General features: G+C 67.5%; 12 protein-coding genes, 1 tRNA gene and 1 pseudogene. 7 read left to right on the forward strand and 7 right to left on the reverse strand.

The features are described from left to right. Positions 1–215 precede the first annotated feature (215 nt). The gene (locus VT84_RS41440; RefSeq protein ID WP_239465539.1) at positions 216–1,016 is read left to right on the forward strand and encodes a hypothetical protein; all 801 of its coding nucleotides are present in this window, start codon (positions 216–218) and stop codon (positions 1,014–1,016) included. Between the two features lie 309 nt (positions 1,017–1,325). Here the strand turns inward: VT84_RS41440 and VT84_RS32815 are convergent, their stop codons facing one another. Next, entirely contained in the window at positions 1,326–2,156 is an 831-nt protein-coding gene (locus VT84_RS32815) for an IS5 family transposase (RefSeq protein ID WP_082842512.1), read from the reverse strand. 85 nt (positions 2,157–2,241) lie between these two features. Between VT84_RS32815 and VT84_RS32820 the strand changes: the two genes are divergently transcribed. Continuing rightward, positions 2,242–2,739, forward strand: coding sequence for a winged helix-turn-helix domain-containing protein (locus VT84_RS32820; RefSeq protein ID WP_082842513.1), 498 nt, complete (start codon positions 2,242–2,244; stop codon positions 2,737–2,739). 285 nt (positions 2,740–3,024) lie between these two features. Then, a pseudogene (locus tag VT84_RS41445) lies at positions 3,025–3,171 on the forward strand (transposase); the annotation flags it as partial. Positions 3,172–3,299: 128 nt separating this feature from the next. Here VT84_RS41445 and VT84_RS39190 read toward each other — a convergent pair. Then, entirely contained in the window at positions 3,300–3,461 is a 162-nt protein-coding gene (locus tag VT84_RS39190) for a transposase DNA-binding-containing protein (RefSeq protein WP_162271930.1), read from the reverse strand. A 247-nt stretch (positions 3,462–3,708) separates the two neighbouring features. Here VT84_RS39190 and VT84_RS32830 point away from each other — a divergent pair, with 247 nt between their 5' ends. Next, the gene (locus VT84_RS32830) at positions 3,709–5,799 is read left to right on the forward strand and encodes a hypothetical protein (RefSeq protein ID WP_052551181.1); all 2,091 of its coding nucleotides are present in this window, start codon (positions 3,709–3,711) and stop codon (positions 5,797–5,799) included. A 7-nt stretch (positions 5,800–5,806) separates the two neighbouring features. Here the strand turns inward: VT84_RS32830 and larC are convergent, their stop codons facing one another. Beyond that, entirely contained in the window at positions 5,807–7,024 is a 1,218-nt protein-coding gene (larC, locus tag VT84_RS32835) for a nickel pincer cofactor biosynthesis protein LarC (RefSeq protein ID WP_204249674.1), read from the reverse strand. A 35-nt stretch (positions 7,025–7,059) separates the two neighbouring features. On the opposite strand from larC, the gene VT84_RS32840 reads away from it, so the two are divergent. Together VT84_RS32840 and VT84_RS32845 are read left to right on the forward strand one after the other, a co-directional pair. After that, positions 7,060–8,988 carry a DUF362 domain-containing protein gene (locus VT84_RS32840; RefSeq protein WP_239465540.1) on the forward strand — a complete coding sequence of 643 codons (1,929 nt, stop codon included), beginning with the start codon at positions 7,060–7,062 and terminating at the stop codon, positions 8,986–8,988. A gap of 103 nt (positions 8,989–9,091) precedes the next feature. Next, positions 9,092–9,508 carry a hypothetical protein gene (locus tag VT84_RS32845; protein ID WP_052551176.1) on the forward strand — a complete coding sequence of 139 codons (417 nt, stop codon included), beginning with the start codon at positions 9,092–9,094 and terminating at the stop codon, positions 9,506–9,508. Between the two features lie 47 nt (positions 9,509–9,555). Here the strand turns inward: VT84_RS32845 and VT84_RS32850 are convergent, their stop codons facing one another. Then, positions 9,556–10,416 (reverse strand): ADP-ribosylglycohydrolase family protein, encoded by an 861-nt coding sequence (locus VT84_RS32850; protein ID WP_052551174.1) that lies wholly within the window; start codon positions 10,414–10,416, stop codon positions 9,556–9,558. 410 nt (positions 10,417–10,826) lie between these two features. Between VT84_RS32850 and VT84_RS32855 the strand changes: the two genes are divergently transcribed. Further along, positions 10,827–14,093: a hypothetical protein gene (locus VT84_RS32855; RefSeq protein WP_082842515.1), complete on the forward strand. Its 3,267-nt coding sequence runs from the start codon at positions 10,827–10,829 to the stop codon at positions 14,091–14,093. 501 nt (positions 14,094–14,594) lie between these two features. Here the strand turns inward: VT84_RS32855 and VT84_RS32860 are convergent. From VT84_RS32860 to VT84_RS32870, 3 genes are all read right to left on the reverse strand, one after another. Then, positions 14,595–14,678, reverse strand: a tRNA-Leu gene (locus tag VT84_RS32860). Between the two features lie 68 nt (positions 14,679–14,746). Continuing rightward, positions 14,747–15,607: an alpha/beta fold hydrolase gene (locus VT84_RS32865; protein WP_052551168.1), complete on the reverse strand. Its 861-nt coding sequence runs from the start codon at positions 15,605–15,607 to the stop codon at positions 14,747–14,749. A 52-nt stretch (positions 15,608–15,659) separates the two neighbouring features. Then, positions 15,660–16,139 carry an RICIN domain-containing protein gene (locus VT84_RS32870; protein ID WP_052551167.1) on the reverse strand — a complete coding sequence of 160 codons (480 nt, stop codon included), beginning with the start codon at positions 16,137–16,139 and terminating at the stop codon, positions 15,660–15,662. Positions 16,140–16,762 lie beyond the last annotated feature (623 nt).

Here is a 16,762-nt window from a genome sequence, read left to right on the forward strand (position 1 = left end):
GTGCCGCCTTCACAAAATTTATTCGTATGGAACCCTACTCTTTACCGAACACCAAATCTACGGCTCATCACCCACGTGAACCTGACGCGAGTCGCGACAGTAGGCGAGGGACTGAGCAGAAGGCGTCGCTAGTACTTCTCTTCGACCACATCGAGCACGTGCAACTATAACAAATTGGGGCGGACCCGTCGCAAGGGCCGGACCGAGGTGGGGAGATGAGCTACTGGGACTCGTGTCCGTCTGAGGACGCGTGGTACGCGCCGTCGATGGCTTACGCGGGATTCGACGCTTGGCACCGGCTGCTGTTCGGGAACGTGTACACGGACCGCCGGTGCATCCTGTTCGGCGTCGGCTGTTGCCGGTTGGTCCGGGAGCATTGGGACGACCCCGTGGTCGAGCTCGCGGTCAACGCCGCGGAGCGGTTCGCGGACACCGAATGCGTTCGACGTTTAGAGAAGGACTGGGTTCTAGAAGCGGAAGCTCACCTTGTGTGCTCGGACCCAGAGAGCGCAGACGTATACGCCGAAATGCTCCGCGCACGACCTAATGACCGTCTGCGGGAGCTCTCGAAGACCGAGAGGTTGGTCGTGGCAGTAACACGATGGCCATCCTGGCAGTTCGGCAGTGGCTGCTACCACGCGGCCGCGCACCTCGCGGGCCTCGATTTCCGTTCCGACGACTTCAGCCCGCATGCGCCGTTCAGCGAGTTACTGCGTGAAGTGTTCCCGAACCCATTCCGTTTGGTACCGTTTCTTTCGTCGTGGCGCACGTCGACGGTGGTCGCTGTAGCTCGGGTGATGTATGAGTCGCGAGATTTTAGCGCGATGCCGATTCTCGCCGACGCACTCCAGGATGCGGGGTGCGAGGAAGAGGAAATCCTGACTCACTGTCGTGACGCGCGGCGCTGTCATGTGCGCGGGTGCTGGGTTACAGACCTGGTGCTCGGGAAGGAGCATAAGCAGAACGAATCTCCGCCGGTAAACTTCCAACCTCGCAGCGGAACGTCAGTTCTTTAAGGGCATCGCAAGCGTTGAGTAGGCAGGTTACTATGGCGTCGACCGCTGATTTCGTGCGGGCTTTCGCTGCGGGCTTTCCCACCCAAAACCTGCCTAATTGGGCCTAATGACAAGCGATTAGGCGAATAATGGCCTTGACCTAAAGCGTGCGTGGCGCTAGACTTGGTATGCGTTCTTTGACAGAGAGGTGTGATGCGGCATCGATTCGGGACCAAGAGGTCGTAGGTTCAAATCCTATCAGCCCGACTGCCGCAAGTGTCGCTGCAAAGCACACTTGCGGCTTCTTTTTTTGTAGTGTGTTAGAGCCTGTTATGAACCTAAGCTCGTAATTGGGATCCAACGGTGGAGTAGAAGCGCCGTGACGGCACTCCAGTGCCACCCCGCAAGAGTTTCGGACAAGCGCTCGAAGTCCCGGGCGAGTCGGCGGAACCGTCCCATCCAGGCGAACGAGCGCTCGACGACCCAGCGCCTCGGCACCAACACGAACCCCTTCTTCTTGGCCTTCTGCGCCTTCTTCGTGCGGTCCGGCTTGAGCACGCGCAACGTGATCCCGTGAGCCCCCGCATCAGCAACCGGTTGTGGCCCGGTGCACCCCTGTTCCGCATACGCCAACGCCACGGTCTGCCCGGTCGCCTCCTGAACATCGGCGGACAGACCTGCGACCTGATCCCGCTCCTGATCCTTGCCCGTCGTCACCCGCAGGGCCAGTAGGTGCCCGAGCGTGTCCACTGCGATGTGGACCTTCGAGCCGTTACGCATCTTGTGCCCGTCGAACGCAGCCCGACTCCCACTCTCGGGTGTGGACTGGAGGGTGCGACCGTCGAGGATCACGGCCGACGGGGATGGGGCCCGCCCGCCCGCAATCCGGAGCAACTCTCGTAGGTCGTGGGTCATGGCCTCGAAGCGTACCGCCGCGAGCCACCGCCGGGAGTGCTGGTACACCACCGGCCACGGCGGGAAGTCGTGCGGCAGGTAGCGCCATTGAGCACCGGTTCGGACCACCCAGCGTAGCGCGTCGAACACGTCCCGCAGGCCATACGCGCGCTGACCCGCGTCCTCGCGCAACAGGCTCAGGTACGGGGCCGCGAACGCCCACTCCTCATCCGTTACGTCGCTCGGGTACGATTTCCGGGTTCCCATGACCCATTAGATCACCCGGTAACGAGTTACTGATCCGCAGGTAAGCAACGCTACTTATTCGATGGCGGTTGTATAGCTTGTCGGGATGAGGAGTAAAGGCACGGCGGCGGAGTTGGAGGCGCGGCGCCGTCTCGCGGTCCAGCGGGTCGGCGAGGGGTGGGCGCAGAAGGACGTGGCTTCGTTCCTGGGCGTCCATCCGGTCACCGTGGCCAAGTGGATCGCCCGCCACCGCGTCGACCGCGACGACGGGTTGAAGGCCAAGCCGACCCCTGGTCGCCCCCGGTTCCTGACCGACGATCAGGAGAAACAGGTGCTCGGCTGGGTGGCCGAACCGCCGACCAAGCACGGGTTCGGCACCGACCTGTGGACCGCTCGCCGGGTGGCCGAGGTGATCCACAAGAAACTCGGCGTGCGGTTCCACCCGAACTACTTGCGGGAGTGGCTGGGCAAGCGGAACTACACCCCGCAGAAGCCGGCCCGGCGAGCCAAACAGCGGAACCCGGAGGCCATCGCCCGTTGGGTGCCGGAGGACTGGCCGCGGATCCAAAAAAGGCGCGCGAGGAGCGCGCCCACCTCGTCCTGATCGACGAGACCGGCCTGTTCATCAACCCGTTGGTGCGCCGCAGCTGGTCGGTGTGCGGGAACACGCCGGTGATCGGCGGGGACGGCGGGCACCGGACGAAGGTGTCGGTGATCGGTGCGGTTAGCGTCTCGCCCGGTATCCGGCGGTTGGGCCTGTACTTCGACACCCGCCCCGACGGGTTCTTCGGCGCGCCGGAGGTGCTCGGGTTCCTGCGATACCTGCTGAAGGTGCGGGTCGGGAAGGTGATCGTGGTGTGGGACGGGGGGGACGAATCACAAGGGGCCGCTGATGCGCGCGTTCCTGGCGCGGAACAAGCGGTTGTGGCTGGAGCGGTTGCCACCGTATGCCCCGGAGTTGAACCCGGTCGAGCAGGTATGGAGTTGGTTGAAGTACGGGCAGTTGGCGAACTTCGTTCCCGATGATCTGGTCGAGTTGGACGACGAGATCATTGCCCGGTTGATCCGCTTGAGATGTGATCCCGAGTTGTTGAGGTCGCTCTGGGACGGCTCGGAACGGCCGTTCCCGACTGGCCTCAGTTGATAAGGTTGCTCACCTGCGGATCAATAGTAACCGCCGGGGTCGTGGAGCTTGTCCGGGAGCGCGTGGTCCGGGGCACCCAGGCACGCATCCCCCAGGGCCACGAGCCGGCGCACGCGCCGCACGTCCCCCAGGCCCGCATCACCGAACTCCTGGGCCCCAAACGATTTCGGGATCGGGTTCATCGCACCCCTCCGTGGGTGCATATGATTACCCCTTCCAGACAATCACTTGTCAACCCCAAAGATGTGACCAACTGGAAGGTGTTAACGAGCGGGTGTGGACGGCAATACCTGCCTACCTCCACACACTAAACAGCCCCGCGCGGTGTGCCTTGACGGACCGAAACCCCGCGCAGTACCCTGCCGCGCGTTTTGCCCGGTCGTCGCCCGAAAGCCGGTGTCCCCCGAAATTGCCTTGCGAGGTCGGCTCATGGACGAACCACCACTCTCGAATCCGGGTCCGAAGCCCGAGCCGTCGCCCGGTTGGTGGGGGTGGGTGGTCGTCGGAGCACTCGTTGCCGTCGAACTGGCGACGCTCGTGTCCTACGCGCGGCGCGAGATCGCGTGGGCCTTCCCCGGGCACTACGATCAGACCGCGTACATCACGCAAACCTACCGGATCGTTCACGATGCGTCCGATCAGGGGCTGTTCCCCGCGATCCGGTCCCACGTGGCCAAATCTCACGCCACGGGAATCCTGTTACCCGTGCAAGGGGCACTCCACTGTGTGGTCTTGGGCCACGATCGCGTGAGCGTTTTGAGCGTGAATTTCGCTCACCTCGTGCTGTTCCAGTGCGCGCTCGTCGCGACCGTTCTGTGGCTGACCCGGAACTGGTGGGTGGCGCTCGCCGGGTTCGGGTCGACGCTCACACTGAACACGCTGTTCATCGCGACCGGCGGCGCGTTCGATTTCCGGATGGATTTCACCGCGTTCTGCTTGTACGGCACGCTCCTGTGTGCCCTCGTCCGGTCCCGGGTTCTGCTGGACGCACGGTGGGCGGCCGCCGTTGGTGCGTGCGCCAGTGTGGTCGTCCTCTTCCGCTTCATTACGGCCGTGTACATCGGCGGGGTGCTGAGCGCGATCGCGGCGGGCCTGCTGGTCTTGTGGGTCGCGCGCTCCGACCCGGATTCGCGCGCCCAAACTGCCCGCCGGCTGCGCGGGTGGGCGATCGCCACCGGGCTGCTCGTCCTGGTGACCTGGCCCGTGCTCATCAAGCAGCGCGAGGCCATCAAAGCCTACTACGTGGTCGGGCACATCACGTCGTCGGAGAAAGACATCCGGGCCGCGGAAGAAGGGATCCGCCAGTGGAGCGACGCCGCGTACTACTACCCGCGGTCCGTTGTGCGAGAACACACGGGGCCGGCGTTCTGGTGGGTGGCGGGAATTCTGGGCGCGCTCGGCTCCCTCGGGTTCGCTCGCGCGAGTACGTCCGGTTGCAGCGGGGCGCGGCGGGCCGCGGTGCTCCCGGTCGCGCTCCTGGGGTTCGGGGTGCCCTTTGTGGTTCTGAACATCGGAGCCATCAAGTCACCGGTCGTGGGTGACGTGCTCCTTCCGGGGATCATCTGGGCCGTCCTCGCACCCCTAATCGCGTCCGCGCCGCGCGCCCCGCGCTGGGCGCTGAGCACCGGCGCCGGCGCCGCGCTCCTTCTGGGAACCGGGACGTTCCTGACGCACGCGACGACCCCGTCCCTGTACACGAAACTCGGGGCCGACGGGCGGCGCACCATGCAACTGCTCCGGGACGTGATCGACACGCGCGCCGAGAAGAATTTTGACGCGCCCGAAGTGTTCAACGACGCCAGCACGCACGACATGACGGGCCTGGGACTTCAAGTTCTGGAGTTCGAGCACAGCGGGCGCTGGGCGGAATACGGTGACGGCACCTCGATCTTCGCGGAGAGCGAGGAAGACATTCTCCGGCGCCTCGAGCGCAGCGACATCGTGGTCCTCAAGGGCGTACCGGCCGGCCACTTCAAGTACCCCTACGACGAGGCGATGGAGCGGATGCGCCCCGCGCTCCGCGCGTACTGCGAAGCGCACGCGCTCAAGATCGGGGAGTACCAGATTCACGGCCGAACGGTCACGACCTACGCGCGCAAGGCGCTCCGCGTCGAGGGCCTCACTGTGGATGGTTGGGTTCCGGCCGAGGGCGCCCGGTTCGTGGGCACGCTGGGCGACCTTCGAGGGTGCCAGCGGATCGAACTGGTTCGCAGCGTCATGCCGAACCACCTCGGCCGGGTGCCCGAAGTGGTAGCGGAAGTCGAATTACCGGACCGCCCCCGCAAACGGCTCCCCGCGGGCGCGACCGACGAGTTGCGTGCGGTGAACGTGGAGTGGGAGCCGATCGACCTGCCGGCGGACACGCCGGTCACGATTCACGTCCGGTTCTCGGCGTCGTTCACACCGGTGGAGCGCGGGTTGAGCGAACACGACGCGCGGGCACTCGTCGTACACGTCGGGACCAAGGCGCGCCCCGTGCTCCACCAGCGCCCGAACCCGGGCAGCGCGAAACCGAAGTGACGCGAGCTCACGCACGGGCCACGGCCGCGAACACGTCGCGCAAGGGAACGTTGTGTTCCCGCGCGATCCGGGCGCAGTCCTCGTACTCGGGCGTGAGCACCGTGAACCCGTCCGCGCGCCACCCGCGCTTGGCCCGAACCGCCCCCCACGGCGTCCCCACCGTGACGGCCTCGCGCTGCAACTTCGCCCGCGTCGCGGTCGTGCGGCGGACACCGAATGTGCCCGTTTCGCGGAACAGGATCGCTTCGAGTTCGCTCACCTTGTCGGGCGCGCAGATCGCACTCAAAAGCACCCCGGGCCGGCCCTTCTTCATCTGAATCGGCACCGCGAACACGTCGAGCGCCCCGCACGCGAACAGGCGCTCCGTGCAGAAGCCGATCACCTCCGGCGCGATGTCGTCCAGGTTCGTTTCCAGCACCGCGACGGTATCAACTTCGGTCTGGCCCCGCTCGGGAGCCGCTGTGCCCACCATCAGGCGCAATAGGTTCGGTTGCTCGATGAAGTCCTTGGTCCCCGACCCGTGCCCGATGCGCTCGATGGTCATTACGGGAGTGGCCGTATACTCCGTCACGACGGTGGTCAGGATCGCCGCCCCGGTGGGCGTCGTGAGTTCGGTTTTGATGACGGACGGCGCGAGCGGCACGCCCTTCAGCAGCTCCGCGGTGCCCGGCGTCGGAACGGGCATGATGCCGTGGGCACACTTAACCGTTCCGCTCCCGGTGGGGACCGGCGAACTGGTGAACTTCTCCACCCCGAGCAGGTCCAGGCCGACCGCCGCGCCGACGATGTCCGCGATGCTGTCGAGCGCGCCGACCTCGTGGAAGTGGACCCGTTCGAGCGGCATGCCGTGGGCGACCGATTCCGCGCCCGCTACCTTGCGGAAGATCGCCGTCGCGAGTTCGCGCTGTTTGGGCGTGAGTGCCCCCTTCGCCAGAATCGCCTCCACGTCCGGCAGGAAGCGGTAGTCCTCCTGGTCCGCGGCCTCGACGGTCGCTTTCGTCGCCGCGAACCCGCACCGCTTCACATGTTCTACTTCGAGCTGAATCGGCAAACCGAGCGAATCGAGCGCGGCGCGGATCGCGTCGGCCGGCACGCCCGCGTCGATCACCGCGCCGAGAACCATGTCCCCGCTGATGCCGCTGAAACAATCGAAATGAGCAACGCGCACGACTTCTTCCTCCCGTATGACGGTGTTGTAGTGGCCGAAGTCGGTATCGCGTGGCATAAACTGATATCGCCCCGTCTCGCCGGAGGCCGATTGTGTCTTCTTCGCACGCACTGCTCACGCGCCTCGTCGCACTCGCCAACCCGGACGGCGGGTACGGGTACCACGCCGGTAAAGCCAGCCACCCGGAACCGACGTGCCTCGCGCTGTTGGCCCTCGCGCCCGCGCGCGAGCCGTTCGCCCGGCCGATCGCGAACGGGCTCGCGTGCCTCGCGCACAACCACCAGCCCGACGGCGGGTACCGGCTCGCCACCGGGCGCCCGGAAGCCACCTGGCCCACGCCCATTGCACTCTTCGCGCGCCTCGCTCTCGGTGCTTCACCACAAGAACTGAAGCCGACGATCGACCACATCCTGTCGATCGAGAGCCGCACGATCGCGAAAGATCCCGAAGCGAACGACATGGCCAACGACATCGACCTGACGCTCGTCGGCTGGCCGTGGGGCGCGACGAACTTCGGGTGGGTGGAACCGACCTCGTGGGCGTGCCTCGCGCTCCGCGGCGCGGGCCTGGGGACGCACCCGCGGGTCCAGCAGGGGCTGAAACTGCTCCTCGACCGCGCGTTCGATAGCGGCGGCGCGAACTACGGGAACCGTGTGGTACTGGGCACCTCGACCGAGCCGATCCCCGGCCCCACTGCGGTGCTGTTGCTCGCGGTGCAGGGGGCCGTCGATCACCCGCGCGTCGACGCCGCGGTGGGCTACCTGCGCATGCACGCGGCAAAATCGACCGACCTCGAGCACCTCGCCTGGGCGCGGATCGCACTGGGGGTCCACGACTCCGACACCGCGACGCGCGAGCTGTTCCCGGCGCTGGACCAGAAGATCCTCGACCTCGCGAGCGACCCGGCCACCAGCCCGCACCGGCTCGCGCTCGCGGCCCTCGCGCTCGCAGACACGAGCCCCATGCGCCTGCGCTTCGGCGCGCACGCCGCGCCCGCCCCGGGCACTCCGGCCCACGCCGGCAGCGCGCCCGCCCCGGCCCCCGGGCTGCTCGCGAAGATTACGTCGAAGTTCCGCGGGGTCATGGCCGCGGGCATCGCGAAGCTGAAACCGCTCCCGATCACGTCGGCGGTCCACATCGCCCGCGCGCCGAGCTACGACGCGCCGCTCGCGGAGATCCTCGCGGCGCAGTTCGCGCACTTCCGGCAAGCTCTGACGCTCGCCGGGAAGCGCGTCGTCATCAAGCCGAACCTCGTGGAGTACCGGCCGGAGCGGGTGATTAACACCGACCCGCGGGTCGTGGACGCGGTCATCACGCTGTGCAAGCAGGAGGGCGCGGCGGAGGTCATCGTCGCGGAGGGGCCGGGGCACTGGCGGAACGTGCAGTTCCTCGTGCGCGAGAGCGGCCTCGGCGCGGTGCTCGACAAGCACGGCGTCCGGTTCGTGGACATCAACCACGACGAGCCGGTGAAGGTGCTGAACCTGGGCCGGCTCACGCGCCTCGACCACCTCTACATGTCGCGCACGGTTCTGAGCGCCGACGTGCTGATCTCGCTCCCGAAGCTGAAGATGCACCACTGGGCCGGGGTGACGCTCTCGCTCAAGAACCTGTTCGGCACGCTCCCGGGGATCTGCTACGGGTGGCCGAAGAACGAGCTGCACTGGCGCGGCATCTCCCAGAGCATCGTGGACATCAGTTGCACGCACCCGGCGAACCTGTCCATCGTGGACGGTATCACGGGAATGGAGGGCGACGGCCCGCTCCACGGCACCGCCAAGCACGTCGGCGCGCTCGTCATGGGCCTGGACCCGGTCGCGGTCGATTCGACGTGCGCGCGGATTATGGGGCTCCCGCCGGAGCGCATCCCCACGCTCGTTTACGCAGCGGCGAAGCGCGTCGGGCGGATCGTGGAGGCCGAAATTCCGCAGATCGGCGAACCGATCGCCGCGGTCGCGACGAAGTTCGAGCTGCCGCCGCTCATCGAACGCGAACTGCTCCCCGCTCCGAAGCAACCCGCGTGACGCGCATCGGAACGCCACGAGTAGCTCGCCGCGTCGTTCAAACGGCGCGGCGTTTGCGTCAATATGGAACAGCTCTTCCCCGAAAAATTAGGCGGGCCGTGCCATGCGCGTTCTCAACTGTGCGGTCGTTCTACTCGTGTGCCTGAGCGGTTGCTCCCCTCCGCCCACTATCACGAAGGGCACGTTCACCGACTCGTACACGCTGACCATGCAGCGCGGGTCAATGGACGTCGTAGTGCGGACCTCTGGGCCGGCCCAGTACACGATCACCAATTACGCGATGAACCACCCGATGGGTCCGCGCCCGGACACAGAGGCGACGTTCACCACGCCCGCCGGGACGTTCGTCATCAGTGACCGAAACGTGACCGAGGCGGGTTTCAAAATCAACGGCACATTTTACCCGCAACCGCCCTCGACGAGCACCCGATCAACGATCCTGATTGATTCGCAAGGCGTCATCACTGTGCAGCCGGCAAAAGAACCGGCGGTCGCCCCGCCACCAACCGCCAAGCCTTGAATTGCCGGTTCTGGCGGCCCGCGCATACCATCCTTGTGGGGGGGGAGTTACCGGTGGCCCGACAGGGTCGCCGCACGCAGTTTCTCGTCGAGTGAAACGAGGTAGTCGCGGCCGTAGGAACCGTTCTCCAGTCCGTCGATCAAGTGTTGCGGCAGATCCTGACGGATCTCGCGCGAACCGGACGCCGCGGCCGTCGCAATAGCCGCGGCCGTGTCCACGTCCCCGCCATAGCGGATGCAGTGCGTCAGAACAGTTGATAAGGAATCGCATTCAACCACGGCCGTGAGCGCCGCCGCGACGCACTCCGTGCCGGTCACGCCCACGCGCCCAATCCACCGCTGGTCCCAGGCGTGACCCGGCACGCGAGCGGCCAGAAACGCGGGCAAATCCTTCTTCGGCTCGGTCGTGTGGAAGCAGTACCACGTCATCAGCGCTGCCGCGACCGCGGAAGCGACTCCGCCCGGGGTGCGGTGCGTGACTTCGGCCTGAACGGTCGCCATTTCGACGACGCGGACCGGGTCCGCGATCAACCCCACGGGACCGACCCGCATCGCGGCGCCGGAGCGGTCACTGTCCGGGCGGATGTCGGCGAGAAACGCTTCGACTGTGTCGTGCGATTCGAGGAACGCCTGGAACCCGCGTGCGTACCCGTCGCGCCGGTCGCGCTGGAACGCGGCGAGCCAGTGGCGCACGAGCGTTTTCGGTTCCCACGGATCGCCGGAAACGAGCGCTTCCGCGGTGCCGATCGACATCTGCGTGTCGTCGGTGTACATGCCCGGCGTGATGCCGACGTGTTTGGCGTGCTGGACGTAACCGTGGAGGAGGTCGGCTTTGTGCCGCTCGATGGCCGGGTCGTTGAACTCGTACCCGGCCCCGAGCGCGTCGCCGACGGCGATCTCCAGAAGCATCGCGTTCTCCCAATCAGGAACCGGGAAACAAATAGAGTCAGAGTGCAGTCACTCTAATCCCGCGTGCGCGCTTCGTGCGTACCGACGGCGCACTTTAAGTGATTGTGCCAGCTTCGCGCCATACGGCGCGAATTTTGCTTTATAGCCTCGATCGCAGTGCGTTACCTTTGGGAAATGGCGGCAGATTTCGTTCGCCCGGCCAGTCCGGTACTTGAGCTCGTTGATGGCGCCCCGGCCACGCACCCACCGAACGAAATCTCGCTGGCGGAAATACCGGGGAGGGGCGGCCCTCGCCTCGCGCGCCCAAGAAGGTACCATAAGATTCTCTCCTCGATCCCGACCACCCGCGCGACGCCCGGGAACGATCGGCTCCTCCGGGGCCGGCCCGGAGCACACAGGAGCGCCCGGCGATGCGATTTGAAGAACTGGGCCGGATCCTCCGGGACCTCGACCCGGCCGCCGTCCTCGTCGCCAAACCCGTCCTCGCGCGCGTGGTCCAGCGGGTCACGGGGCTCTCGTGGGCGCTCTGGGAGGTGCCCCACAGCCACTGCTTCGTGGTCGACCGGTTTACCCTGTTCAAGCACGTCGACCCGGACGAGCTCCACCTGCCCTCGGACCACTCGCTCCCGCCGCACGTGCTCCTGCTCGAGCGCCCGACGCCCGAGGAACTGTCCGGCCCCCGCGACGACCTGCTCGGCCGGTACTGGCGCCTCCTGTTCCACGCGAGCGTGCACCGGGAGCTCGGGCAGCGCCTGACCGAGCTCACCCCGGCCGCGCTCCGGGAGCGGATCGAGGTGATCGGGCCGGCCGAGTTCGAGGAGGTGCGGAACGTGCTCCAGCAGGACGGGCACCTCGCCCCGGGCGCCGACGACCGGGACACGTACTTCGAGTTCGTCGCGTACTTCCTCGAGCTCCGGTTCTTCAACCCGGCCCTGATCCCGGTCAGCTTCCCGGGCCTGGCGCCGGACCCGGTGGGCGCGGCCCTGGCCGGGGACGTGGACGGGCGCGGGCTGTTCCTCCGGACCCGCCCGCCCGGTGCCCCGGACCCGGACCCCCGGACCGACGACCAGTCGGACGAGTCCCACGACTTCTACCACAAGCTCACGCGCCAGGCCCGGCGCGCGAGCACCGCGGGGGACACGGTCGCGGCCGCGATCCTCCACACCCGGGCCGCGCGCGTCGCCCCGGCCGCCCTGACGGTTCTGGCGCAAGAAGCGGCCCGTGCGGACATCTACGCCCTGGTCGACCGGCTCGAGCGCGCCCTCGAACCGGCCCGGGCCGAAGCCGAGAACTGGCGCCGGGTGCTGCCGAGCCTGCTCGACAAGGCCGACCAGGGCAGCCGCCCGGTCGAGGCCGCGATCCTGTACGACCTCCAGCGCGCGTGCCGCGACCACGAGGAGCCGGTCTACGCCCTGGACGCGGCCGAGTGGGTTCTGTCCGCGGGGCGGCTCCCGGTGCGCCGGCCGCTCGACAGCGAGCGGTTCGTCCGGGTCCCGGCGCAGCTCCGCAAGGCCACCCGCCGGCTGACCGCGGCCCGGCTCAGTGACGCGGACCGCCAGGCCCTCGCGGCCCTACTGCGCGGGGCCCTCGACCGGGCCGAGGACCGGCTCCGCCAGCGGTTCCGCCCGGTCCTGACCGACGCGCTCCACGACGCCGGGCTGCAGCCCGCGACCCTGCCCGAGCGCGCGGCCCTCGAGAAGACGGTCGAGGAACTGCTCGACCGGATCTCGTCGGCCGGGTTCCTCCGGTTCGCCGACGTCCGGGACGCGCTCGCCCGCGGGCAGATGAAGCTCCCGGACCTGAGCGGGGCGCCCGAGTACCTGGGGGGCGACCCGCTGCTGCGCCTGGACAAGCGGCTCGCGGCTCAGATGGACGGGGTGTACCGGCGCGGCGAGTCGTACACCCGGTTGCTGGAGGGCGCCACGGCGCTCGGGTTCGGCACCGGGTCCGGGCGCTGGGTCGTTACGAACGTCGCGGTCCCGTTCCTCGGCGCGCTCGTGTTGGCCCAGTTCGTCTGGATGCTCGTGTTCGACCGGCGCGCGGCCGGGGCGCGGGCGGCGGGGGAACACGAGCCCTCGTTCTTCGACGGGTGGAACGCGGAGTGGTGGTTCCACCTCGGGTGGGCGGGGCTGGGGGTCTTCTTCCTGGCGACCGTCCGCTCCGCCGCGGTCCGGAAGACCGTGGCCGCGGCCCTCCGCGCGGGGTACCGGGGCGCCCGGTTCGTGTTCTGGGACCTGCCCGTTCGCGCGTGGAGCACCCCGTGGGTCCGAGCGGCCATCGCCAGTGCCGGGGCGCAGACCCTGTTGAACGTCGGGCTCAAGCCCCTGGCCCTCAGTGGCGCCCTGTGGGTCGTGTTCCGGCCGCAATTGTGGGACGGGGGCTGGGTGGCCCGGGGCGTCACGTTCGCGGCCGCCGTGTTCGCGGTGAACAGCCGCCCGGGGCGGGCGGGCGAGCAGTTGCTACTGGCCGCGGCCCGCGAGCTCCTGGAACTGGTCGCGGCCGCGCCGGCCGTGCTGCGGTGGGTGAACGACCTGTTCCGCGACCTCCTGTACGCCCTCGAATGGGTGCTCGCCCGGGCCGAGGACTGGTTCCGGCTCCGGGGGCGCACGGGGCCGCTCTCGGTCGCGGTCCGGGTGCTGGCCGGGCTCGTCTGGATGCCGTTCGCGTTCCTGGTGCGGTTCTACACGGTGGTCCTGATCGAGCCCATGATTAACCCGCTGAAGCTCCCGCTCACCCTGGTGTGCGCGAAGTTCGTTTACCCGCTCCTGCTCCTGTCACCTCAGATCCTGGTCCGGGACCCGCACTCCCCGCTCGGGTACGGCTCGCCCCTGGTAGCGCCCCTCGCCCCGTACCTGGGCGAGGCGGTGGCGTTCTTCCTGGTAATGGGCACTCTGTGGTTACTCCCGGACGCGCTCACCTATTTGGTCTGGGAGATGCGCGAGAACTGGCGCCTGTTCCGGGCGAACCGGCCGGTGGCACTGAAACCGGTCGCGGTCGGGCCGCACGGGGAAACGGTGAAGGAACTGGTCCACCGCGGGTTCCATTCCGGAACCCTGCCGCGGCTCTACGCCCAGCTCCGGGCCGCCGAGCGCGTCGCCGCCCGGACGGACAACTGGCGCGAGGTCCGGGCGCACCGCGAAGCGCTCCGGGAACTGGAGGAGGCGGTCCGCCGGTTCGTGACCCGGGAGCTGGTCGCGGTCCTCAACCCGGGCCCCGGGAGCGCCGGGTGGGGCGGCCCCGCGCTGCGGGTCGGGCGCGTCCACCTGGGGACGAACCGGATCCGGCTCGAGCTCGCCGGCGCGGGCGAGCCCGCGTGGCTGGAGTGGGAGGACCGGTCCGGGTGGCTGGTCGCGGGGTGGGGCGGGGCGGGTTTCTTGGCCGAACTCGCGCCCGACCCGCGCCGGGAGCTCGAAAACGCCCTGGCCTACTTACACCGCCGGGCCGGGGTCGACCTGATCCGCGAACAGGTCCGGGCCGAGTTGCCGCCGACGGCCCACTTCGACGTCTCCGCGCGGGGGCTACTGGTGTGGTACGGGGAGCGCGAGTCGACCCCGCCGGTGCTCTATGATCTGCTCGCCCCGGCGGCCGAGCTGCGGCCCCTCACCCCGACCGGGCGGCGCCCGGCCCGGGGCCGGCGCTGGCCGCCCGCCGACTGCTGTTCGGGCGGGTCGAACTGACGTGGGCCGAGTGGGTGAACACCTGGGCCGCCCCGGTCGCGCCCACCGCCCGACCGAGGTTCGGCCCCGCGGATTTCGCGTGCGCGCTGTTGCCCCAGCACCGATCCGGTTCGTCGCCCGCTGTCGCCCGCGCGTGCGGGTCACCGGCACCAGAAGCTCTTGTTGAGGGGCACGAAACCGTTAGCCGAGCAGAAGTCGGGAACCAGTGACGGGCACCGGACCGCTGGCACCCGGCACCGTCGAGTCGTTCAGAGCTGCCCGTGAGCGCGCCAAAATCCGTCGATTGATTTGACCAAAGTAAGCGGGCTCACCACCACCGCCGTAACGAAGAGCCCGTCTCAAGAGTGGCATCCATTAACACTTCCCGCGCCCGGTCCGTTCTGATTGTGGGTGACCACCGCGACACGGCCAAAAACAAAAGCCTTGGCCGAAATCGGCCAAGGCTTTTAACTCGTCGAGGAATTTAGATCTGTTTGTTGACCTAATCCCTTTTACTTCAAGTGCCGGAGACAGGACTTGAACCTGCACGGGATTGCTCCCGCCAGCCCCTCAAGCTGGTGCGTCTGCCAATTCCGCCACTCCGGCATGGAATCGCTCTCCGGAAATTATTGCGGGTACGAGTCAGTTTTCAAGAGGAGGGCGCGAATCTCCTGTCATTCTCCGAGGAAGTTCGCAACGGCGTCCGCGGTCCCACGCGGGTGCGTGTACTGCGGGTAGTGGCCGCAATCGGTGAATTCGACCCGGCGCACGTTCGGTAAATGGTTCGCCAGAACCGCTTCGCGTGCGTGGGGAACGATGCGGTCCCGGTCGCCACTTATCAGGAGGACGGGCGTGCGAATCGTTGGCAGCACCGGTCGCAGATCGAGCGTATCGAGGGCCACGGCCCGGCGGCACGCGGCGCGGATCGGCGTCTGCCCGTTGCACCAGAGGAACAATTCGCGCGAGAGCGGAGAGCACCCGCTCCACGTCGCGGGGTCGGCCCGGGACATCGCGAACTCGCGGAGCGGCAGTTCGCACAACCGGCCGGTCCAGTACCGCCCCTGGCGCGCGCCGAGCCGCTCGTACCACTTCAGTGGGCGGTACGCAAATCCGCCCTTCAGCACACACTTCGTGAACCGCTGCGGAGCCGCCGCAAGCGCCGCGAGCGCGACCGTTGTTCCGAACGATGATCCGAGCAGCGCGACCCGATCGAGTTTCCGGTCATCGAGGAGCGCGAAAAGGTCCGCGGCAAAGTCGCGGTGGTGGTAGGCGCCGAGTTTCGCGCCGTCGTCGAGTCCGTTGGGGAGTTCGTAGGCGATACAGGTGAAGTGCGCGGCGAGGTGGTGCATCACCATCGCGAACCCGCGGACCGCGTCCGAGAGGCCGTGAATGATGACGAGCGGTGGCCCCTGCCCCCACGTCGCGAGCCGCATGACGTAGCGGCCCGTGTCGAACGTGGCGCGCACCGCATGCCGCTCGAACGCGGCGAGTGCGACGCGGCAGGATTCGTCGGTAACATCGGGGAGCGCGGACATCAGAAAACCGCCCGGTGAGCCCCGCTCACCGGGCGGACGGGAGCCGGAGCCGTTACTTCACTTCTTCGACCCGCCAGAGCTGCTTCTTCGACTTCTCGTCGGCCTTCTTCTGAATTAGTTGCCCCTCGCCGTCAACGTCCAGCACCAGCCCGCTCGACTTGCTCTTGATCTGGCGCTCCTTGCCGTCGCCGACCCACGCCCACCGCTGGTTGTCGGTCCCCTCGTCCTTGTCGTCCCAAATGATGATGTCCCCGCCCTCTTCTTTCGAGTCGTCGTTCACGTCCAGCACCTTGTTGCTCTTGCGGTTCACGAGTTTGAGGTGCGTGCCGTCCTTGACCAGTTTCCACTGCTGGGTCTTGTTGTCGTCTTCGAGCTTGGCGAGCACGGCGCGGGCACTGGCCTCTTCGGAGTTGTCCTTCACGGACAGCACCTTCCCGCTGTCCACGTTCACGAGCCGCACGAACTTGTCGTCGGCCGCAACGGGCGCGGTGAACAGGGCACAGGCCGCCAGGGTAGCGAGCGCGCGGAACATGGAGATCCTCCTGATTGGCGCGTGAGAGGTGCGGGAGAACGACTCGGGGCAAACGACCAAAAGACGTGCAGCGTGGACCCGAGTCGCGGTGATTCTATTCCACCACCAACGCGAAGGGCAACGCGCTGTGTCACTCCGACGTGAGATTCACCGAATCGTCACAGAAATGTCCGAGGCAGCCGGTTCCGACTTCTATCGTGGACCCGAGTCGTTCACGCGCGCCGCCCGCAGTTATCTCGGGGCGGAAACGCAGGTTGATTCAGACCGCCCCGAGATAACTGCGGGCGGCGAAAAGAACAACGACACGGGGGACGCAATCGCTAGCAAGTTCACCCGCGGCGGAGCGCCGCAGAGAAGGTCTCGGAACCGGCTGCCTGTGGATTCAAGAAGTCGCCCATTCGTTCGCGCTCAACCGCTAGGGGTTGCGCTTCGCTCCACCCCTGGCTACCCTCTGCCGCCCCTGACGGGGCTAGAACAGATTACCTGGCTCAGTTTGGCACACTGCGCTGGTGAACCCCGCCCGCAAGGGCGGCGGGTGACTACATAAGGATGGACGCAATCCTCCGCCACGCCTACCCACCGCCCTTGCGGGCGGGGTTCACCAGCGCGGGAGCAGGAAGGCA

This window comes from Gemmata sp. SH-PL17 (assembly GCF_001610855.1).
GTDB lineage: Bacteria > Planctomycetota > Planctomycetia > Gemmatales > Gemmataceae > Gemmata > Gemmata massiliana.

Bases quoted from the DNA above. Each gene is read 5' to 3' on its own strand.
- VT84_RS32830 (WP_052551181.1), top strand. From the start codon at position 3,709: ATGGACGAACCACCACTCTCGAATCCGGGTCCGAAGCCCGAGCCGTCG.
- larC (WP_204249674.1), bottom strand. From the start codon at position 7,024: ATGCCACGCGATACCGACTTCGGCCACTACAACACCGTCATACGGGAG.
- VT84_RS32865 (WP_052551168.1), bottom strand. From the start codon at position 15,607: ATGTCCGCGCTCCCCGATGTTACCGACGAATCCTGCCGCGTCGCACTC.
- VT84_RS39190 (WP_162271930.1), bottom strand. From the start codon at position 3,461: ATGAACCCGATCCCGAAATCGTTTGGGGCCCAGGAGTTCGGTGATGCG.
- VT84_RS32815 (WP_082842512.1), bottom strand. From the start codon at position 2,156: ATGGGAACCCGGAAATCGTACCCGAGCGACGTAACGGATGAGGAGTGG.
- VT84_RS32855 (WP_082842515.1), top strand. From the start codon at position 10,827: ATGCGATTTGAAGAACTGGGCCGGATCCTCCGGGACCTCGACCCGGCC.
- VT84_RS32845 (WP_052551176.1), top strand. From the start codon at position 9,092: ATGCGCGTTCTCAACTGTGCGGTCGTTCTACTCGTGTGCCTGAGCGGT.
- VT84_RS32850 (WP_052551174.1), bottom strand. From the start codon at position 10,416: ATGCTTCTGGAGATCGCCGTCGGCGACGCGCTCGGGGCCGGGTACGAG.
- VT84_RS32870 (WP_052551167.1), bottom strand. From the start codon at position 16,139: ATGTTCCGCGCGCTCGCTACCCTGGCGGCCTGTGCCCTGTTCACCGCG.
- VT84_RS32820 (WP_082842513.1), top strand. From the start codon at position 2,242: ATGAGGAGTAAAGGCACGGCGGCGGAGTTGGAGGCGCGGCGCCGTCTC.
- VT84_RS41440 (WP_239465539.1), top strand. From the start codon at position 216: ATGAGCTACTGGGACTCGTGTCCGTCTGAGGACGCGTGGTACGCGCCG.